19 protein-coding genes are annotated in these 15,984 nt (G+C 67.7%); 12 read left to right on the top strand and 7 right to left on the bottom strand.

All coding sequences use genetic code 11. The annotated features are described in order from the left end of the window. Positions 1-68 precede the first annotated feature (68 nt). The 6 genes from rpsB to ACQPYH_RS30220 all read left to right on the top strand — a co-directional run bounded on the left by rpsB (position 69) and on the right by ACQPYH_RS30220 (position 4,942). A complete protein-coding gene (rpsB, locus tag ACQPYH_RS30245; protein WP_432878137.1) occupies positions 69-1,115 on the top strand; it encodes a 30S ribosomal protein S2 in 1,047 nt (348 codons plus the stop codon). 111 nt (positions 1,116-1,226) lie between these two features. After that, positions 1,227-2,045, top strand: coding sequence for a translation elongation factor Ts (tsf, locus tag ACQPYH_RS30240; protein ID WP_432878135.1), 819 nt, complete (start codon positions 1,227-1,229; stop codon positions 2,043-2,045). Positions 2,046-2,094: 49 nt separating this feature from the next. Continuing rightward, positions 2,095-2,856, top strand: a complete 762-nt coding sequence (gene pyrH, locus ACQPYH_RS30235; RefSeq protein ID WP_432878132.1) for a UMP kinase — start codon at positions 2,095-2,097, stop codon at positions 2,854-2,856. A 96-nt stretch (positions 2,857-2,952) separates the two neighbouring features. Continuing rightward, a complete protein-coding gene (frr, locus tag ACQPYH_RS30230) occupies positions 2,953-3,507 on the top strand; it encodes a ribosome recycling factor (RefSeq protein WP_242000918.1) in 555 nt (184 codons plus the stop codon). Beyond that, the gene (locus ACQPYH_RS30225; RefSeq protein ID WP_432878130.1) at positions 3,507-4,355 is read left to right on the top strand and encodes a phosphatidate cytidylyltransferase; all 849 of its coding nucleotides are present in this window, start codon (positions 3,507-3,509) and stop codon (positions 4,353-4,355) included. The genes frr and ACQPYH_RS30225 overlap by 1 nt, the downstream gene beginning before the upstream one ends. Continuing rightward, positions 4,352-4,942 (top strand): GNAT family N-acetyltransferase, encoded by a 591-nt coding sequence (locus tag ACQPYH_RS30220; RefSeq protein ID WP_432878128.1) that lies wholly within the window; start codon positions 4,352-4,354, stop codon positions 4,940-4,942. The genes ACQPYH_RS30225 and ACQPYH_RS30220 overlap by 4 nt, the downstream gene beginning before the upstream one ends. On the opposite strand, the gene ACQPYH_RS30215 is transcribed toward ACQPYH_RS30220, so the two are convergent. Both ACQPYH_RS30215 and ACQPYH_RS30210 read right to left on the bottom strand, forming a co-directional pair. Continuing rightward, positions 4,932-5,882: an LLM class flavin-dependent oxidoreductase gene (locus ACQPYH_RS30215; protein WP_432878126.1), complete on the bottom strand. Its 951-nt coding sequence runs from the start codon at positions 5,880-5,882 to the stop codon at positions 4,932-4,934. The genes ACQPYH_RS30220 and ACQPYH_RS30215 overlap by 11 nt on opposite strands. 28 nt (positions 5,883-5,910) lie before the next feature. Then, the gene (locus ACQPYH_RS30210; RefSeq protein WP_432878123.1) at positions 5,911-6,315 is read right to left on the bottom strand and encodes a MarR family winged helix-turn-helix transcriptional regulator; all 405 of its coding nucleotides are present in this window, start codon (positions 6,313-6,315) and stop codon (positions 5,911-5,913) included. 62 nt (positions 6,316-6,377) lie between these two features. On the opposite strand from ACQPYH_RS30210, the gene ACQPYH_RS30205 reads away from it, so the two are divergent. The 5 genes from ACQPYH_RS30205 to pdxY all read left to right on the top strand — a co-directional run bounded on the left by ACQPYH_RS30205 (position 6,378) and on the right by pdxY (position 10,502). Beyond that, entirely contained in the window at positions 6,378-7,274 is an 897-nt protein-coding gene (locus ACQPYH_RS30205; protein ID WP_432878121.1) for an LLM class flavin-dependent oxidoreductase, read from the top strand. A gap of 97 nt (positions 7,275-7,371) precedes the next feature. Further along, positions 7,372-8,070 carry a C39 family peptidase gene (locus ACQPYH_RS30200; RefSeq protein ID WP_432878118.1) on the top strand — a complete coding sequence of 233 codons (699 nt, stop codon included), beginning with the start codon at positions 7,372-7,374 and terminating at the stop codon, positions 8,068-8,070. Between the two features lie 40 nt (positions 8,071-8,110). Next, positions 8,111-8,419 carry a SelT/SelW/SelH family protein gene (locus tag ACQPYH_RS30195; RefSeq protein ID WP_202878035.1) on the top strand — a complete coding sequence of 103 codons (309 nt, stop codon included), beginning with the start codon at positions 8,111-8,113 and terminating at the stop codon, positions 8,417-8,419. A gap of 41 nt (positions 8,420-8,460) precedes the next feature. Next, a complete protein-coding gene (gene rlmN, locus ACQPYH_RS30190; RefSeq protein ID WP_432878115.1) occupies positions 8,461-9,579 on the top strand; it encodes a 23S rRNA (adenine(2503)-C(2))-methyltransferase RlmN in 1,119 nt (372 codons plus the stop codon). Between the two features lie 71 nt (positions 9,580-9,650). Further along, positions 9,651-10,502, top strand: coding sequence for a pyridoxal kinase PdxY (gene pdxY, locus ACQPYH_RS30185; protein WP_432878112.1), 852 nt, complete (start codon positions 9,651-9,653; stop codon positions 10,500-10,502). Here pdxY and ACQPYH_RS30180 read toward each other — a convergent pair. Then, the gene (locus ACQPYH_RS30180) at positions 10,495-11,583 is read right to left on the bottom strand and encodes an LOG family protein (protein WP_432878109.1); all 1,089 of its coding nucleotides are present in this window, start codon (positions 11,581-11,583) and stop codon (positions 10,495-10,497) included. The genes pdxY and ACQPYH_RS30180 overlap by 8 nt on opposite strands. Positions 11,584-11,642: 59 nt before the next feature. Here ACQPYH_RS30180 and ACQPYH_RS30175 point away from each other — a divergent pair, with 59 nt between their 5' ends. Further along, complete coding sequence (locus ACQPYH_RS30175; RefSeq protein WP_432878106.1) at positions 11,643-12,932, top strand: aspartate aminotransferase family protein; 1,290 nt, start codon at positions 11,643-11,645, stop codon at positions 12,930-12,932. Between the two features lie 178 nt (positions 12,933-13,110). On the opposite strand, the gene ACQPYH_RS30170 is transcribed toward ACQPYH_RS30175, so the two are convergent. From ACQPYH_RS30170 to ACQPYH_RS30155, 4 genes are all read right to left on the bottom strand, one after another. After that, the gene (locus ACQPYH_RS30170) at positions 13,111-13,242 is read right to left on the bottom strand and encodes a hypothetical protein (protein WP_432878103.1); all 132 of its coding nucleotides are present in this window, start codon (positions 13,240-13,242) and stop codon (positions 13,111-13,113) included. Between the two features lie 212 nt (positions 13,243-13,454). Beyond that, on the bottom strand, positions 13,455-14,366 hold the full coding sequence (locus ACQPYH_RS30165) for an amino acid ABC transporter permease (protein WP_432878100.1): 912 nt from the start codon (positions 14,364-14,366) through the stop codon (positions 13,455-13,457). Next, positions 14,363-15,052 (bottom strand): amino acid ABC transporter permease, encoded by a 690-nt coding sequence (locus ACQPYH_RS30160; RefSeq protein ID WP_432878097.1) that lies wholly within the window; start codon positions 15,050-15,052, stop codon positions 14,363-14,365. Before ACQPYH_RS30160 ends, ACQPYH_RS30165 begins: the two co-directional genes overlap by 4 nt. 80 nt (positions 15,053-15,132) lie before the next feature. Continuing rightward, complete coding sequence (locus ACQPYH_RS30155; protein ID WP_432878094.1) at positions 15,133-15,969, bottom strand: glutamate ABC transporter substrate-binding protein; 837 nt, start codon at positions 15,967-15,969, stop codon at positions 15,133-15,135. Between the last annotated feature and the right edge of the window lie 15 nt (positions 15,970-15,984).

Below are 15,984 nucleotides of genomic sequence, written 5' to 3'. Positions count from 1 at the left end.
GACAACCGAGACAACGCGCTGACCCGGGACGAGCACCCCGGCGAGCGTGACAGGAGAACCAGACAGTCATGGCCGTAGTAACCATGAAGCAGCTCCTCGAGAGCGGTGTGCACTTCGGGCACCAGACCCGTCGCTGGAACCCGAAGATGAAGCGCTACATCCTCACCGAGCGCAACGGCATCTACATCATCGACCTGCAGCAGTCGCTGTCCTACATCGACCGCGCGTACGAGTTCGTTCGCAGCACGGTCGCGTCGGGCGGAGCGATCCTGTTCGTCGGCACCAAGAAGCAGGCCCAGGAAGCGATCGCCGAGCAGGCGACCCGCGTCGGGATGCCGTACGTGAACCAGCGCTGGCTGGGCGGCATGCTGACCAACTTCCAGACCGTGAACAAGCGGCTCCAGCGCCTCAAGGAGCTCGAGCTCATCGACTTCGACGACGTCGCCGCCTCCGGTGTCACGAAGAAGGAGCTGCTGCAGAAGCGTCGCGAGCACGACAAGCTGCTCAAGACCCTCGGCGGTATCCGCGACATGGCCCGGGTTCCGGCCGCCGTGTGGATCGTGGACACCAAGAAGGAGCACCTCGCCGTCGACGAGGCGCGCAAGCTGAAGCTGCCGATCATCGGCATCCTCGACACCAACTGCGACCCGGACGAGGTCGACTACCCGATTCCGGGGAACGACGACGCGATCCGCTCGGTCGGCCTGCTGACCCGGGTCGTCGCCGACGCCGTCGCCGACGGTCTGATGGGCCGCTCCGGCCAGGGCGCTGCCGCGTCCGGCGAGGAGCTGGGCCAGGAGGAGCCGATGGCCGCCTGGGAGCGCGAGCTGCTGGAGAGCCAGAACGGCACCGCCAAGACCGAGAAGGCCGCTGAGGCCGCCCCGGCCGCCGACGCTGCTCCGGCCGCGGAAGCTGCTCCGGCCGCCGAGGCTGCCCCGGTTGCGGAAGCTGCCCCGGTTGCTGAGGCCGCTCCGGTTGCTGAGGCCGCTCCGGCCGCCGACGTCCTGACCGAGCCGGTCGCGACCGACGCCGTCATCGAGACCGCGCCGGAAGCCGCCGAGGCCAAGGCCGAGGAGACCCCGGCCGCGACCGAGGCGAAGGCCGACGAGGCCTGACAGCCACGGATGCCGCCCGGTCCTGCCGGGCGGCACCCCGCTGCGTCGCACGGTCCGCAACCGGGCCTGCCCCGCCCATCCAGCCGCATCGACAAGACGAGAGAACGAGGAATGGCGAACTACACCGCCGCTGACGTGAAGAAGCTCCGCGACGCCACCGGCGCGGGCATGATGGACGCGAAGAAGGCGCTCGAGACCACCGACGGCGACTTCGAGAAGGCGATCGAGGAGCTGCGCATCCACGGCGCGGCCAAGGCAGCCAAGCGTGGCGCCGAGCGGTCCGCCACCAACGGCCTGGTGGCCGCGGCGGAGAACGCGCTGGTCCAGCTCAACTGCGAGACCGACTTCGTCGCCAAGAACGAGCAGTTCCAGCAGCTCGCCGCCGACATCGTCGCGCACGCTTCGGCGAGCAAGGTCGGCGACGTCGAGGGCCTGCTGACCGAGAAGCTGACCGACGGCAAGTCCGTCGCCGAGAACATCGAGGCCCTGGCTGCCGTCATCGGCGAGAAGCTGGAGCTCGGCCGGGTGGCCGTGTTCGACGGCAAGGTGACCGCGTACATGCACAAGCGTGCCGCGGACCTGCCGGCCCAGGTCGGCGTACTGGTCGAGTTCGAGGGCGACAACGTCGAGGCCGCCCGCGGCGCTGCCATGCAGGCCGCCGCGATGCGCCCGCTGTACACCACCCGCGACGAGATCCCGGCCGAGACGGTCGAGAACGAGAAGCGGATCGCCGAGGCGACCGCCCGCGAGGAGGGCAAGCCGGAGCAGGCGCTGCCGAAGATCGTCGAGGGCCGGGTGAACGGCTTCTTCAAGGACGTCGTCCTGCTCGAGCAGCCGTCGGTGACCGAGAGCAAGAAGTCCGTGAAGGCCGTGCTCGACGAGGCCGGCGTGACCGTGAAGCGGTTCGCCCGCTTCGAGGTCGGCGCCTGATCCCGACGAGGATCTGAACAGGACAGCAACGAACGAGGAGGCCGGAATCGTGACGGAAACCCTGGGTACCGAGACGAATCCGGCCTCTTCGCCGTTCGCCCCGGCCTATCACCGGGTGCTGCTCAAGCTGTCGGGTGAGGTGTTCGGCGGCGGCAAGCTCGGCGTCGACCCCGATGTCGTGAACTCGATCGCCAAGCAGATCGCCGAGGTGGCCCGGGCCGGTGTCCAGGTCGCCGTGGTGGTCGGCGGCGGCAACTTCTTCCGCGGCGCCGAGCTGCAGCAGCGCGGCATGGAGCGCAACCGCGCCGACTACATGGGCATGCTCGGCACGGTGATGAACTGCCTGGCGCTGCAGGACTTCCTGGAGAAGCTCGGTATCGAGACCCGGGTGCAGACCGCCATCACGATGGGCCAGGTCGCCGAGCCGTACATCCCGCGCAAGGCCGAGCGGCACCTGGAGAAGGGCCGCGTGGTCATCTTCGGCGCCGGCTCCGGTATGCCGTACTTCTCCACCGATACCGTCGCCGCCCAGCGCGCGCTCGAGGTCGGCGCCGAGGCGCTGCTGATGGGCAAGCAGGGCGTGGACGGCGTCTACGACTCCGACCCGAAGAAGAACCCGGACGCGGTCAAGTTCGACCAGCTGTCGTACGACGACTTCCTGGCCCGCGGCCTCCGGGTCGCCGACGCCACCGCGATCAGCCTGGCCCGTGACAACGCGCTGCCGATCGTGATCTTCGGCCTCGAAGAGGGCAACATCGCCCGGGTGATCCACGGCGAGAAGATCGGCACGGTCGTCTCGCAGGGGCAATAACCCGGCGCAGGGCGGCGTACCACTAGGATCGGGTGTCACAAGGCGCAGTAGGAGTGGCCGCATGGACGCGGCCCAGAGGAAGCGAGGAATGTCGTGATCGACGAAGCTCTCCGCGAAGCCGAGCAGAAGATGGCGAAGGCCGTGGAGGTCGCGAAGGACGACTTCGCCGCGATCCGCACCGGCCGTGCGCACCCGCAGATGTTCGCGGGCATCCTGGCCGACTACTACGGCAGCCCGACGCCGCTGCAGCAGCTGGCCGGTTTCCAGGTCCCCGAGCCCCGCACGGTGCTGATCTCGCCGTACGACAAGGGTGCGATGACGGCGATCGAGAAGGCCATCCGCGACTCCGACCTGGGTGTGAACCCGGGCAACGACGGCGCGGTGATCCGGGTCGTGATGCCGCAGCTGACCGAGGAGCGGCGCAAGGAGTACATCAAGGTCGCCAAGACCAAGGCCGAGGAGGCCAAGGTCTCGGTCCGCAACATCCGCCGGCACGCCATGGACCAGGTGCACAAGACGGTCAAGGACGGCGATGCGGGCGAGGACGAGGGCAAGAGTGCTGAGAAGCGGCTCGACGGGTTGACGAAGAAGTACGTCGACTCGGTCGATGACCTGCTCAAGCACAAGGAAGCCGAACTGCTCGAGGTGTGATGGGCGTCGAGAGCACGCCCGCGCCGAGTCCCAACCCGAGCCGTGCCGGGCGCAATCTGCCTGCTGCGATCGCGGTGGGAGTCGGGCTCGGCGCACTGATCCTCGGATCGCTGTACTGGCAGAAGGTCCTGTTCGCCGTCCTGGTGCTCGCGGTCGTCCTGGTCGCCGTGGACGAGATGATGAAGGCTCTGCGCACCGGGGGCGCGGCGATCCCGCGGATCCCGCTGTTCGCCGGTACTACGGCGATGCTGACCGCGGCGTACTTCGGGGGACCGATGGCGCTGCTGGTCGCGCTGGGGCTCACGGTGCTGGGGACGATCTTCTGGCGGATGCCAGGTGGTTCGATCGGGTTCGTCCGCGACGTGAGCGCGGGAGTGTTCCTGATCGGCTATGTCCCGCTGCTGGCGGGATTCGCGATTCTGCTGGTCCAGCCGGACGCGGACGGCCCGGGGCGGGTGCTGACGTTCTTCGCGGTCGTGGTCGCGAGTGACGTCGGCGGGTACGTCGCGGGCGTGCTGTTCGGCAAGCACCCGATGGCGCCGACGATCAGCCCGAAGAAGTCCTGGGAGGGTTTCACCGGCTCGGCGCTGGCGTGCATCGGCGCCGGTATCGCCGCCGTGGTCTTCCTGCTGGACGGCGACTGGTGGGTCGGCGCGATCGTCGGCGCGGTCGCCGTACTGACCGCAACGGTCGGCGACCTCGCCGAGTCGATGATCAAGCGCGATCTGGGCATCAAGGACATGTCGAACCTGTTGCCCGGCCACGGAGGGGTGATGGATCGGTTGGACTCGCTGCTCGCGACGGCTCCCGTCGTCTGGCTGCTGCTGCACCTGCTGGTGAAGGCATGACGATCGCACCGGACGGACGGTCCCTGGTCGGCGACGTCGTACGACTGGATCGGATGCAGGAAACCGATATCGACGAGTTGTACGCCGCGATCGCGAACGAGCAGGTGTACGCCGGAGGCTTCGCCGGCGGTCCCGCTGCGATGCCGAAGAGCGCGGACGAGATGCGGGCGAAGTGGATCCCGGCCGCGGCCAAGCGGTTCGCGTACGTCGTCCGAACGGTTGCCGACGGCACGGTTGTCGGTACGTCGAGCCTCGCCGACGTCGACCTGGTGAACGAGCGGATCCACCTCGGCTACACGGGTTATGCGCCGGCCGTGTGGGGGACCGCGATCAACCCGGCGGCCAAGCTGTTGCTGCTCGAGCATGCCTTCGAGGTGTGTGGATTCGGCCGCGTGAAGATCCAGACCGGATCGAAGAACACCCGTTCGCAGGCCGCGATCGCCAAGCTCGGCGCGACCCGCGAGGGCGTACTGCGGCGGCACATGCTGATGGCTGACGGCTCGTTCCGCGACACGGTCGTGTTCTCGATCCTGGCCGACGAGTGGCCGGATGTGCGGAAGCGGCTCGAGGCCCGGATCAACCGATGAGCTTCGCCAACGAGGCCAGGAGATCGTCCCGGTCGTAGGTGTTGGTCGTGATCAGGACCTCGTCCGCAGCTGTGCGCTGCACGAGCTCCTCGAGCGCGGCGTGCACCTCGTCGGAGGTTCCGTAGTACTGACCACGCAATGCGTTCTCGAAGAACTCCTGCTCGCGGGCGTTCATGGACGCAGGCACGTCGGGCTGCAGCGGCGGGAAAACTCCGCGGGTGCGTGAGTAGGCGCTGGCCCATGCCTCCGGCAACAACAGCTGACGGGCCGCCTCAGTGGTGTCCGCAACGGCAGCGGTGACGGCGAGGATGACGTAAGGCTCCGGTGCCCACCCTGACGGCTGGAAGGCCGCCCGGTACTCGGAGACCAGGTCCACAGAGTCAGGGCGAGCAGCCAGCACCACAGGTAGGCCTAGCGATGCAGCGATCGCCGCGCCTTCGCCGACGGCCAGGATGAACGGCGGGATCCGCAGCCCGTCGCCTGGTCGGGCGTGCACGTCCGACGTACCGACGAGATAGCCGAGCAGCTCCTCCACCTGTGCGCTGAAGTCGTCCGCAGCGTCCTTCTCGACGCCGAGCGCACGCCGTACTCCGTTGGTGAAGCCAACCGAGCGCCCGAGGCCCATGTCGATGCGGCCCGGGTACAGCGACTCCAGTACGCCGAACTGCTCCGCCACCACGAGCGGCTTGTGGTTCGGCAGCATCACCCCACCGGTGCCGACGCGGATGTGCGACGTGCGAGCAGCAACCGCCGCAGCCAAGACAGTCGGGGCCGAGCCGACCACTCCGGGAACGCTGTGATGCTCCGACACCCAGAAACGCTTATAGCCAAGGTCTTCCACCTGCTGAGCGAACGCCACCGTCGCCCGCAGCGTCTCCGGCTCCGTCTCGCCTACGCGCGTCCGAGAACGGTCCAGGACTGACAGCGGGACGGAGAGCATATTCAGTCCAACGGGTCCGCAGGAGCCCTCATTCCCCGAGCAGCAACTGCAGGTCGTCCCGGAAACGCTCCGGCGCCGCCAGGGGAGCGAGGAACTCGCGCTCGACCTCCAGCCGGATCCGCTCCGCCGTCTCGAAGGTCGACTGACCAAGAGCCGTCAGTACGACGACATTCCGCCGCCGGTCCTCCGGACTGCGCCGGCGCTCGACGAATCCACGCTCCTCCAGCCCGTCCAGCAGATCGCCGATCGACGTCCGGTCCACCCGCAGCCGGGCCGCGACCTCGAGCTGGGAGAGCGGCTCGCCGGACACGATCGCGGACAGGACCGCCAGATCACGACCGTTCAGACCGTGCGGAGCCAGCGCCTTGGTCTGAAGCTCGGTCAGCTTCGCCTGGACGTGTTTGAGCAGATACCCCAGCCGGTCGGACGCCATACCGTCAAATCTACCGGGCAACTGATCGTCAGGAAGACTGATCATCAGTTACCCTGACGATTATGGAATTGACCTTCGGTCTCAAGACCACCCCGATGCACGTCCCGTACGCCGATATCCGCCGCGTCTGGCTCGAGGCGGACGAAACCCCACAGATCCGCGACGCCTGGCTGTGGGACCACTTCCTCCCGCTGGCCGGCCCGAAGAACGGCGAGGTCCTCGAGGGCTGGACCCTGCTCACCGCGCTGGCCGCACAGACCACCCGGCTCCGCCTCGGCCTGCTCGTCACGAGCAACCGGATCCGCCTGCCGGCCGTCCTCGGCAAGATCGCCAGCACGCTCGACGTGATCTCCAATGGCCGGCTGATCATGGGCCTCGGTGCCGGCGGCACCCATCAACCGGCCGGCCTGAGCGGCATCGCAGGCCCGAATCCCGCGATCGAGGAGTACGCCGCCTACGGGCTGACGCTCGTACCGCCGGGGGAGGGCGTCGACCGGCTCCGCGAGACCATCGAGATCCTGCGCCGGATGTGGACCGAGGACGAGTTCGACTTCCACGGCCGCTACTACCAGCTCGAGCGCAACCGCAACGAGCCCAAGCCGATCCAGCCCGCGGGGCCACCGCTCCTGATCGGCGGCTGGGGCAACCGGATGCTCCGCCTGGTCGCGCAGTACGCCGACGTCTGGAACATCAGCGGTCCGCCGCACACCGACTTCGACACCCTCACTGATCGGGTACGCCGATTGGATGCGGAATGCGACCGGATCGGACGGGACCCGGCGACGCTCAGCCGATCGCTGCAGCAGATCGTCTCGTACGACGACCCGGCCGATACGCGGGCGATCGTGCAACGAGCGGTCGGGCTGGGGTTCCACCACATCGTGCTGTCGCTGCCGCGCCCGTACCCGGACCACGCCGTGCGCTGGCTGGTACGGGAGATCATCGAGCCTTTCCACTGAGCTGGAAAGGGTTGGTGATTTTTTCACCGCACTGCCACAACCTGTGTCAGTATCAAACACAGGACGATCCGCCCCGGTCGTCCAGTGAGGAGCTGACATGACCCCCACGACGAAGTTCAAGGCCGCCCTGTGCGGTCTCGCCCTGATTGCCGCCGCAGCCCTCCCGCTGGCCGCGGCCCCCGCCACTGCAGCACCCGCCGCCGCAGCACCTGCCCCGTCCCCGACCGTTTCGGCGGAGGCAGCTGCCGCGACCAAGCCGGTGCCGAAGCTCGGCTTCTCGACGCAGACCGTCAGGACGCTGAACATCGACTTCCAGTACCAGCAGACCGGTTACTGGTGCGGCCCGGCCGCGACCCGGATCGCGCTCTCGGCCCGGATCTCGCCGCCGAGCCAGCAGCAGCTGGCCAACGAGCTGCCGACCACGACCAACGGAACCGACTGGATCGGCCAGGTCACCCGCGTGCTCAACAACCACGTCGGCACCGGCTGGTACGAGACGAAGGAGATGCCGAACGACCCGCCCACCCAGGCGCAGCGTGACCTGCTCTGGCGGGACGTCGTCCTCGACATCAACAACAACTACCCGATCGTCGCCAACATCGTTGCCCCGGCCAGCAACCACCCGCCGGGCTACCCGAACTACACGATCTACCACTACTTCACGGTGATCGGGTACGACGACAGCGACCAGACCGTACTGATCGCGGACCCAGCCGGATTCGCACCGACTGCGACGTACTGGCTGACGTTCAACCAGCTCGCCACCCTCATCCCGCCGAAGGGCTACTCGGCCTGACTGCACCTGTCCCTCGTCACGGCGAGATACCTTGTTCGCCGTGACGAGGGAACCGCGGTTGGAGATCGAGTACTGCACGCAGTGCCGGTGGTTGATGCGGGCGGCCTGGACTGCTCAGGAGCTGCTGACCACGTTCCCCCAGGAGCTGGGCGAGGTGGCGCTGGTCCCAGGGACCGGTGGGGTGTTCGACATCAGCCTGGACGGGGAGCTGCTGTGGTCGCGGAAGGCGGAGGGCGGGTTCGCCGAGATTCCGCTGCTCAAGCAGATGGTGCGGGACCGGATCGCCCCGGACCGCAAGCTCGGCCACTCCGACCGCAAGCCCGCTGGTGACGCGGGTCATGGGATGTGAATTTGTGAACGGTTGACCGGCCTTGCGACAATAGATCGGTTATGACTACCTCCCTTCCCCTTGTGTTCGATGAGCCGCGCCGCGCCAAGAAGCCGCCGCGGCACCTGGCCGACCTCACGGGGGAGGAGCGCCGTACTGCGGTTGCCGCGCTGGGTGAGCCCGCGTTCCGGGCCAACCAGCTGTCCAACCACTACTTCTCCCGGCTGGTGTCCGACCCGGCCGAGATGACCGACCTGCCGGCCGCGACTCGCGACAAGCTGGTCGCCGACCTGATGCCGCCGCTGCTGACCCGCGTCCGCGACCTCGAGTGCGATAACGGGGAGACCCGGAAGACGCTGTGGAAGCTGCTCGACGGCTCGCTGGTCGAGTCCGTCCTGATGCGGTACCCAGGTCGCACCACCATGTGTGTCTCGAGCCAGGCCGGCTGCGGGATGGCCTGCCCGTTCTGCGCGACCGGCCAGGGCGGCCTCACGCGAAACATGTCGACCGCCGAGATCGTCGAGCAGGTCGTCGACGGTGCGCGGGCGCTGTCGCGCGGCGAGATCGCCGGCGGGCCGGGCCGGGTCAACAACATCGTCTTCATGGGTATGGGCGAGCCGATGGCCAACTACAAGGCCGTGATGGGCGCCGTACGCCGGTTCACCGATCCGTCGCCCGAGGGGCTGGGGATCTCGGCTCGGGGTGTGACGGTGTCGACGGTCGGGCTGGTGCCGCGGATCAACCAGCTCGCGACCGAGGGGATCCCCGTCACGCTCGCGCTGTCGCTGCACGCGCCGGACGACGAGCTGCGCGACGAGCTCGTGCCGATCAACAACCGCTGGAAGGTCGACGAGGTCCTCGACGCGGCCTGGGGGTACGCGCGGCAGACCAAGCGGCGCGTCTCGATCGAGTACGCGATGATCCGCGACATCAACGACCACGCCTGGCGGGCCGACCTGCTCGCGGAGAAGCTCAACGCGCGCGGCGACTGGGGCTGGGTGCACGTCAACCTGATCCCGCTCAACCCGACCCCCGGCTCGAAGTGGACCGCCTCCGACCCGGCCGACGAGCGCGAGTTCGTCCGCCGCCTCGAGGCCGCCGGCATCCCCACCACCGTCCGCGACACCCGCGGCCAAGAAATCGACGGCGCCTGCGGCCAACTCGCCGCCGCCAGCAAGTAGTCGACAGACTGGGCGCATGGTCGTTCTAGTCGCCGATGAGGACGGAACAGGCTGGATGGGATGATCGGGGGGTGAAGATCCTTTCGATTCAGTCGGCTGTTGCGTATGGGCATGTGGGTAACTCGGCGGCTGTGTTTCCATTGCAGCGGATCGGGGTCGAGGTGCTGCCGGTGTACACGGTGAACTTCTCGAACCACACCGGGTACGGCGCGTGGCGTGGGCCGATGATCAGCCCGGACGACGTACGCGAGGTTCTCCTGGGAATCGAGGACCGCGGTGTTCTTCCGCAGATCGACGTGGTGCTCTCGGGCTACCAGGGCGGCGAGGGGATCGCCGACGTGATCCTCGAGGCGGTGGAGCGGGTCAAGGCGGCCAATCCGGCCGCCGTGTACTCCTGCGACCCGGTGATGGGCAACGCCAAGTCCGGGTGCTTCGTCGCGCCTGCCATCCCGGTGTTGCTGCGCGACCGAGTGGTGCCGGCGGCCGACATCATCACGCCGAACCAGTTCGAGCTGGGCTTCCTGACCGACACCGAGCCGGACACGCTCGAGTCCACGCTGGCCTCGGTGGAGCTGGTGCGGGCGACCGGCCCGCGTACGGTGCTGGTCACCAGCGTCGAGCGCCCCGACTGCGAGGACGGCACGATCGAGATGCTGGCCGTCGACGACAGCGGCGCATGGCTCGTGCAGACGCCGCACATCCCGATGAAGGCGAACGGCTCGGGCGACGTGACGGCCGCGCTCTTCACGGCGCACTACCGCAGTACGGGCGATCTCGCAGAGGCTCTCGCACGTACGACGTCGAGCGTGTTCGACCTGCTCACCCGCACCCACGAGTCCGGCGAGCGCGAGCTGCAGCTGGTCGAGTCGCAGGACGCCTACGCCAACCCGCGGATGCAGTTCAAGCCACAGCGAGTCAGCTGACCAGGCCGGCGGCCTCGTCGATGGTCTCCACGAGGTGGATCGGCATCGCGTGGTCAGCTGCTAGGGCCTGCAGGAGCGACCAGACGGGCAGCTGGGTGGTCCAGTAGTCGGTGCCTACCAGGATCAGCGGGATATGGGTCGCCGCGTCACCGTAGTAGTTCGGGGTGACGGCCTGGAAGATCTCCTGGACGGTGCCGGCGGCGCCGGTCAGGTAGACGATGCCGCCGTGGGCGCGGCCGAGGAGAACGTCCTCGCGCTGGGCGTTCGAGAAGTACTTCGCGATCGCCGAGGCGAACACGTTCGGCGGCTCGTGACCGTAGAACCAGGTCGGGATCGACACCCCGCCGTCGCCGGGGTACTGCGCCCGGACGGCGAGGGCCGTGGACGCCCACGCGCCGATCGACGGGCGGAACGACGGTACGGCGGCCAGCTCGGCGAGAGCATCGTCGACGGCGGCATCGTCGTACGACGCCAGCGACGCGCCGAGGTTGGCGGCCTCCATCGCGCCCGGACCGCCGCCGGTCACGACCACGCGGCCGGCGCGGGAGAGCGCACGGCCGAGCAGTACGGCGGAGCGGTAGTCGTCGGTGCCACGCAGTACGCCGTGGCCGCCCATCACGCCGACCCAGGGCTTGTCGTCGGGTAGTTCGGTGAGGGCGTCCGCGATGGCGTGGTCGTGGAGGGCAGCGGCCAGGGTGCGGCTGGTGTCGCCCTTCTCGTCCTGCTGGCGCGACCAGGCGTAGATGCGGGCGTCCGGCGTGGCGTCGTACCCGTGCTCGAGGCCGGCGTACAGCTCATCGGCGTCGTACAGGCGCCCGCGGTAGGCATCGAAGGGGAGTGCCGGGATCGCCGGGAACACCAGTCCGCCGCCGTCGCGGACCCAGGCGTCCGCCTTCTCCTCCAGCACGCAGCCGAGGAAGACCGAGCCCATCGGCTTCAGCCCGGTGATCTCCGCCGTACGCCGAGTCAGATCCACCGACTGCACCCGCCACCCGGCCATCGCCGTGGCCCCCGCGGCGAGCAGACGGTCGAAGTGCTCCAGGGACTCGATATCCACATGCGGGATGCTCGGCAACGTCACGGAGAGCACCCTAACGTCATAGACCTGCACTATCGCGGATGCGGTGTAATGCTTGGCCCATGACACATGCGGAGCTCTGGGAGCGTCACAAGGCCGTCATGCCGGCTTGGCTCGCGTTGTACTACGAGGAGCCGATCGAGATCGTGGAAGGTTCCGGCCGCCGGGTCACCGACGGTGAGGGCAACACGTACCTCGACTTCTTCGCCGGCATCCTGACCAACGCGATCGGGTACGACATCGCGGAGATCTCGGACGCGGTGCGTGAGCAGCTCGGCACCGGGATCGCGCACACCTCGACGGTGTACCTGATCCGGAAGCAGATCGAGCTGGCCGAGCAGATCGCCGAGCTGTCGGGGATCCCGGACGCGAAGGTGTTCTTCGCCAACTCCGGCACCGAGGCGAACGAGACGGCCCTGCTGCTCGCCACCCAGAACCGCCGCTCCAACCAGGTGCTGGCGATGCGGAACTCGTACCACGGCCGCGCGTTCGGCACGGTCGCGATCACCGGCAACCGCGGCTGGTCCGCGAGCAGTCTGTCGCCGGTGAACGTGCAGTACGTGCAAGGCGCGTACCGGTACCGCAGCCCGTTCCGCGATCTGTCGGACGCCGACTACATCAAGGTCTGCGTCGACGACCTGCGGAACGTCATCGAGACCACGACCTCCGGCGACGTCGCCTGCTTGATCGCGGAGCCGATCCAGGGCGTCGGCGGGTTCTCGTCACCTCCCGACGGGCTGTACGCCGCCTTCAAGGAAGTGCTGGACGAGTACGGGATCCTCTTCATCTCCGACGAAGTACAGACCGGTTGGGGCCGGACCGGTGACCACTTCTGGGGCATCCAGGCGCACGACGTCGTACCGGATGCGATGACGTTCGCGAAGGGACTCGGCAACGGGTTCGCGATCGGCGGGGTTGTCGCAAAAGCTGAGTTGATGGACAGCGTCAAGGCGAACTCGCTGTCGACGTTCGGCGGCAACCCGATCTCGACCAGCGCGGCGAAGGCGACGATCGACTACCTGCTCGACAAGGACCTGCAGGCGAACGCGGCCAAGCGCGGCGCCCAGCTGGTCGACGGGCTGCGCGGGATCTCCGACGAGTTCCCCGAGCTGGGCGACGTCCGGGGCAAGGGCCTCATGCTCGCCGCCGAGATCATCAAGCCGGACGGCAACACCCCCGACGCCGCCAGCACCGCCAAACTCCAGCAGGAGACCAAGAACCGCGGTCTCCTGGTCGGCAAGGGCGGCCTCTACGGCAACGTCCTCCGCATGGCACCCCCCATGACCCTCACCGAAGAAGAAGCCGCCGAAGCCCTCGACATCATCCGCGACTCCTTCAACACCCTCCGCTGAGCAACGGGGCCCCTCCGCACCGGAGGGGCCCCGTCAGCTAGCCGTTACAGCTCTTACAGGGGAACCAGCCGAGCTCTTCCCGGTACGTGTTCTCCCAGAAGTCGCCGGCCTTGTAGGTGACCTTCGCCCACACGTAGTTGCCGCGTTTGTTCGTCGAAGTCCAGTCATGGTCCGCTCCTCAGGAAGGTGACGTGATCGGGAAGCAGTCGTACGTGCGTTGGCTGTCCAGCGGATCCTCGTCGGGTCCGTAGATCGCGGCGGAGGCGTCGACGCATGCGGACTCCCGCGCGCTCGGCGGCGTCGAGGGCACGGTGACCACCTTGTGATAGCTGGCGGCAGCGTCTGGAAGAAGTAGGGCTGACGGGTACGGCGGTTGTAGACCGAGACCACGTACTCCTTCGTGCACTTGAAGTTGCAGTGCATGTCGATCGTGACCGCCCACCATCCGCCGGTCTGGTCGTTGCCGTGAGCAAAAGAATGGCCCCGGGACGATGTCGTCCCGGGGCCGTTGGTGAATCGTGCTCAGTTCGGGGCTTGTCCGACGTCCACGAGGCCGGCCGCGCCCGGGCCGCCGAGGCCGGACTGATCAGTCGGGTCGGCGGTCAGGGGGCCGCCGGCGGAGCGGCCGCGGCGGCGCATCATGGCCTCGACCCGCTGGGCGAGCAGGCCGAGCAGGTAGTTCACGATCACGAAGATCGCGCCGACGACGATCAGGGCCGGGAGCAGATTCGACTTGTAGTTGCCGATCTGCTCTGCCTTCCGGAGCAGTTCCTCGTAGGTGATGATGTAGCCGAGCGCGGTGTCCTTCAGGATCACCACCAGCTGGCCGACGATCGCCGGCAGCATCGCGGTGATTGCCTGCGGCAACAGAACCAGCCGCATCGTCTTGCCGCCGGTCAGACCGATCGCCAGCGCTGCCTCACTCTGTCCCTTCGGCAGGGAGTACACGCCGGAGCGGACGAGTTCGGCGACCACCGCGCCGTTGTACAGCATCAGGGCGGTGACGACGGCGGCCAGCGCGAGCCGTTCCGGTGGGAACAGTTCGTACTTGGCGTACAGGGCGAAGGTGAACAGCATCATCAGCAGCACCGGCACGGCGCGGAAGAACTCGACGACCACGCTGCAGGGCCACCGGATCCAGGCCGCGGCGGACAGCCGCCCGACGCCGAGCAGGATCCCGAGGATCATCGCCAGGACGACCGAGATGGCGGCGGCGGTCAGCGTGCCGATCAGGCCGGGAATCAGGTACTGGGTCCAGATCTCGCCGGTCAGGAACGGCTTCCACTTCGCCGCGGTGAGCTGTCCCTTCTCATTGAACTTGTCGATGACGAACCACAGGGCCAGGAGCAGAACGACGATGCTGCCCACGCCGACCGCGGCGTACAGGCGCTTCGAGCGCGGGCCAGGGGCATCGAACAGAACACTGCCGCTCATCGCTTCACCGCCAGCCGCTTGGACATCGAGGTGAACAGCACGCCGACCGGGAGCGTCAGAATGACGAAGCCGATCGCGAAGATGCCGAACACCAGGAAGAGCACGTCGGGCCGGTTCTCGATCATCACCTTCATCACCGCGGACGCTTCGGTGACGCCGATGACGGAGGCGACCGTCGAGTTCTTGGTCAGGGCGATCAGGACGTTGCCCAGCGGGGCGATCGCACCACGGAACGCCTGCGGCAGTACGACGTACCGCAGGGTCTTCAGGAACGGCAGCCCGATGGCCCGGGCAGCCTCGGCCTGACCCAGCGGAACCGTGTTGACACCGCTGCGGATCGCCTCGGCGACGAAAGCCGCGTGGTAGACCGAGAGGCCGAGGACGGCGAGCCGGAAGTTGTTGTCGTCGAGGAAGGTGCTCGAGTCCTTGTTCGCCAGCGCGACACCGAGTTGCAGGAACAGCCCGAGATTGCAGAACACGATGATCAGGGTCAGCGGGGTGTTCCGGACGATGTTCACGTAGGCGGTGCCGATCAGCTGCAGCACCCGGACCGGCGAGACTCGCATCACTGCCACGCCGGTGCCGATCACGAGCGCGAACAGCGCCGACAGCAGCGTCAGGTAGATCGTCGTCCGGAAGGCCGCGAGACCGTCGTACTGGGAGAAGAACTCCGAGATCACATCCATGTTTCTCCTGCTGGGAACGAGGTGGAGATCAGCACGCCGGGGAGAGACCGCGCGAGCGGCCCCTCCCCGGCGATGTCAGATCAGGCGCAGGCGTCGAACGTCTTCGGCGGGTTGGTCGCCGGGTCGAGCTTCAGCCCGGAGGCGCCGAGGTTCTTGTCGAAGGCCTTCTGCCACTCGCCGGAGTCGACCATCTTCTTCAGCGCGTCGTTGACCTTGGTGCAGGTCTCGGTGTCGCCCTTCTTCAGGCCGACGCCGTACCGCTCGGTCGAGAAGGTCTTGCCGACCACCTTGAACTTGCCCTTGTTGGCTTCCTGCGAGGCGTAGCCGGCCAGGATGGTGTTGTCCGTGGTGAGCGCGTCGATCGCACCGGCGCCGAGGGCCTCGACACACTTGGAGTAGGTGTCGTACTCCTGCAGCTGCACGGTCTTGGCGAACTTGTCCTTGACCTTCTGCGCCGACGTGGAGCCGGTCACCGAGCACAGCTTCTTGCCGTTCAGCGTGTCCGGACCGGTGATGTCGGTGTTGTCCGACTTCACCAGCAGGTCCTGGCCGGCCACCAGGTACGGGCCGGCGAAGGACACCTTCTCCTTGCGGGCGTCGGTGATCGAGTAGCTCGCGAAGATCATCTTCACCTGGCCGTTCTGCAGCAGCGTCTCGCGCTGTGCCGACGGCGATTCCTTGAAGGTGACGTCACCGTAGCCGAGCTCCTTGGCGACGTAGTTCGCCACGTCGACGTCCATGCCGGTGTAGTTCGCGCCTTCCTTCAGGCCGATACCGGGCTGGTCGAACTTGATGCCGATGGTGACCTTCTCGCCACCGCTGGATCCTGAGCCGGAGCCCGAGTCGTCGCCGCAGGCCGCCAGTCCGGTCGCAGTCAGACCCGCGATCGCGAGGGCAGCGATGATTCGCTGTCGCATTGTCATTTCCTCCGT

The sequence above is a fragment of the Kribbella sp. CA-245084 genome, from assembly GCF_050942355.1.
Taxonomy (GTDB): Bacteria; Actinomycetota; Actinomycetes; order Propionibacteriales; family Kribbellaceae; genus Kribbella.
The sequence above is the reverse complement of the archived record's forward strand: the minus strand, read 5'-3'. Positions and strand labels throughout refer to the sequence as shown.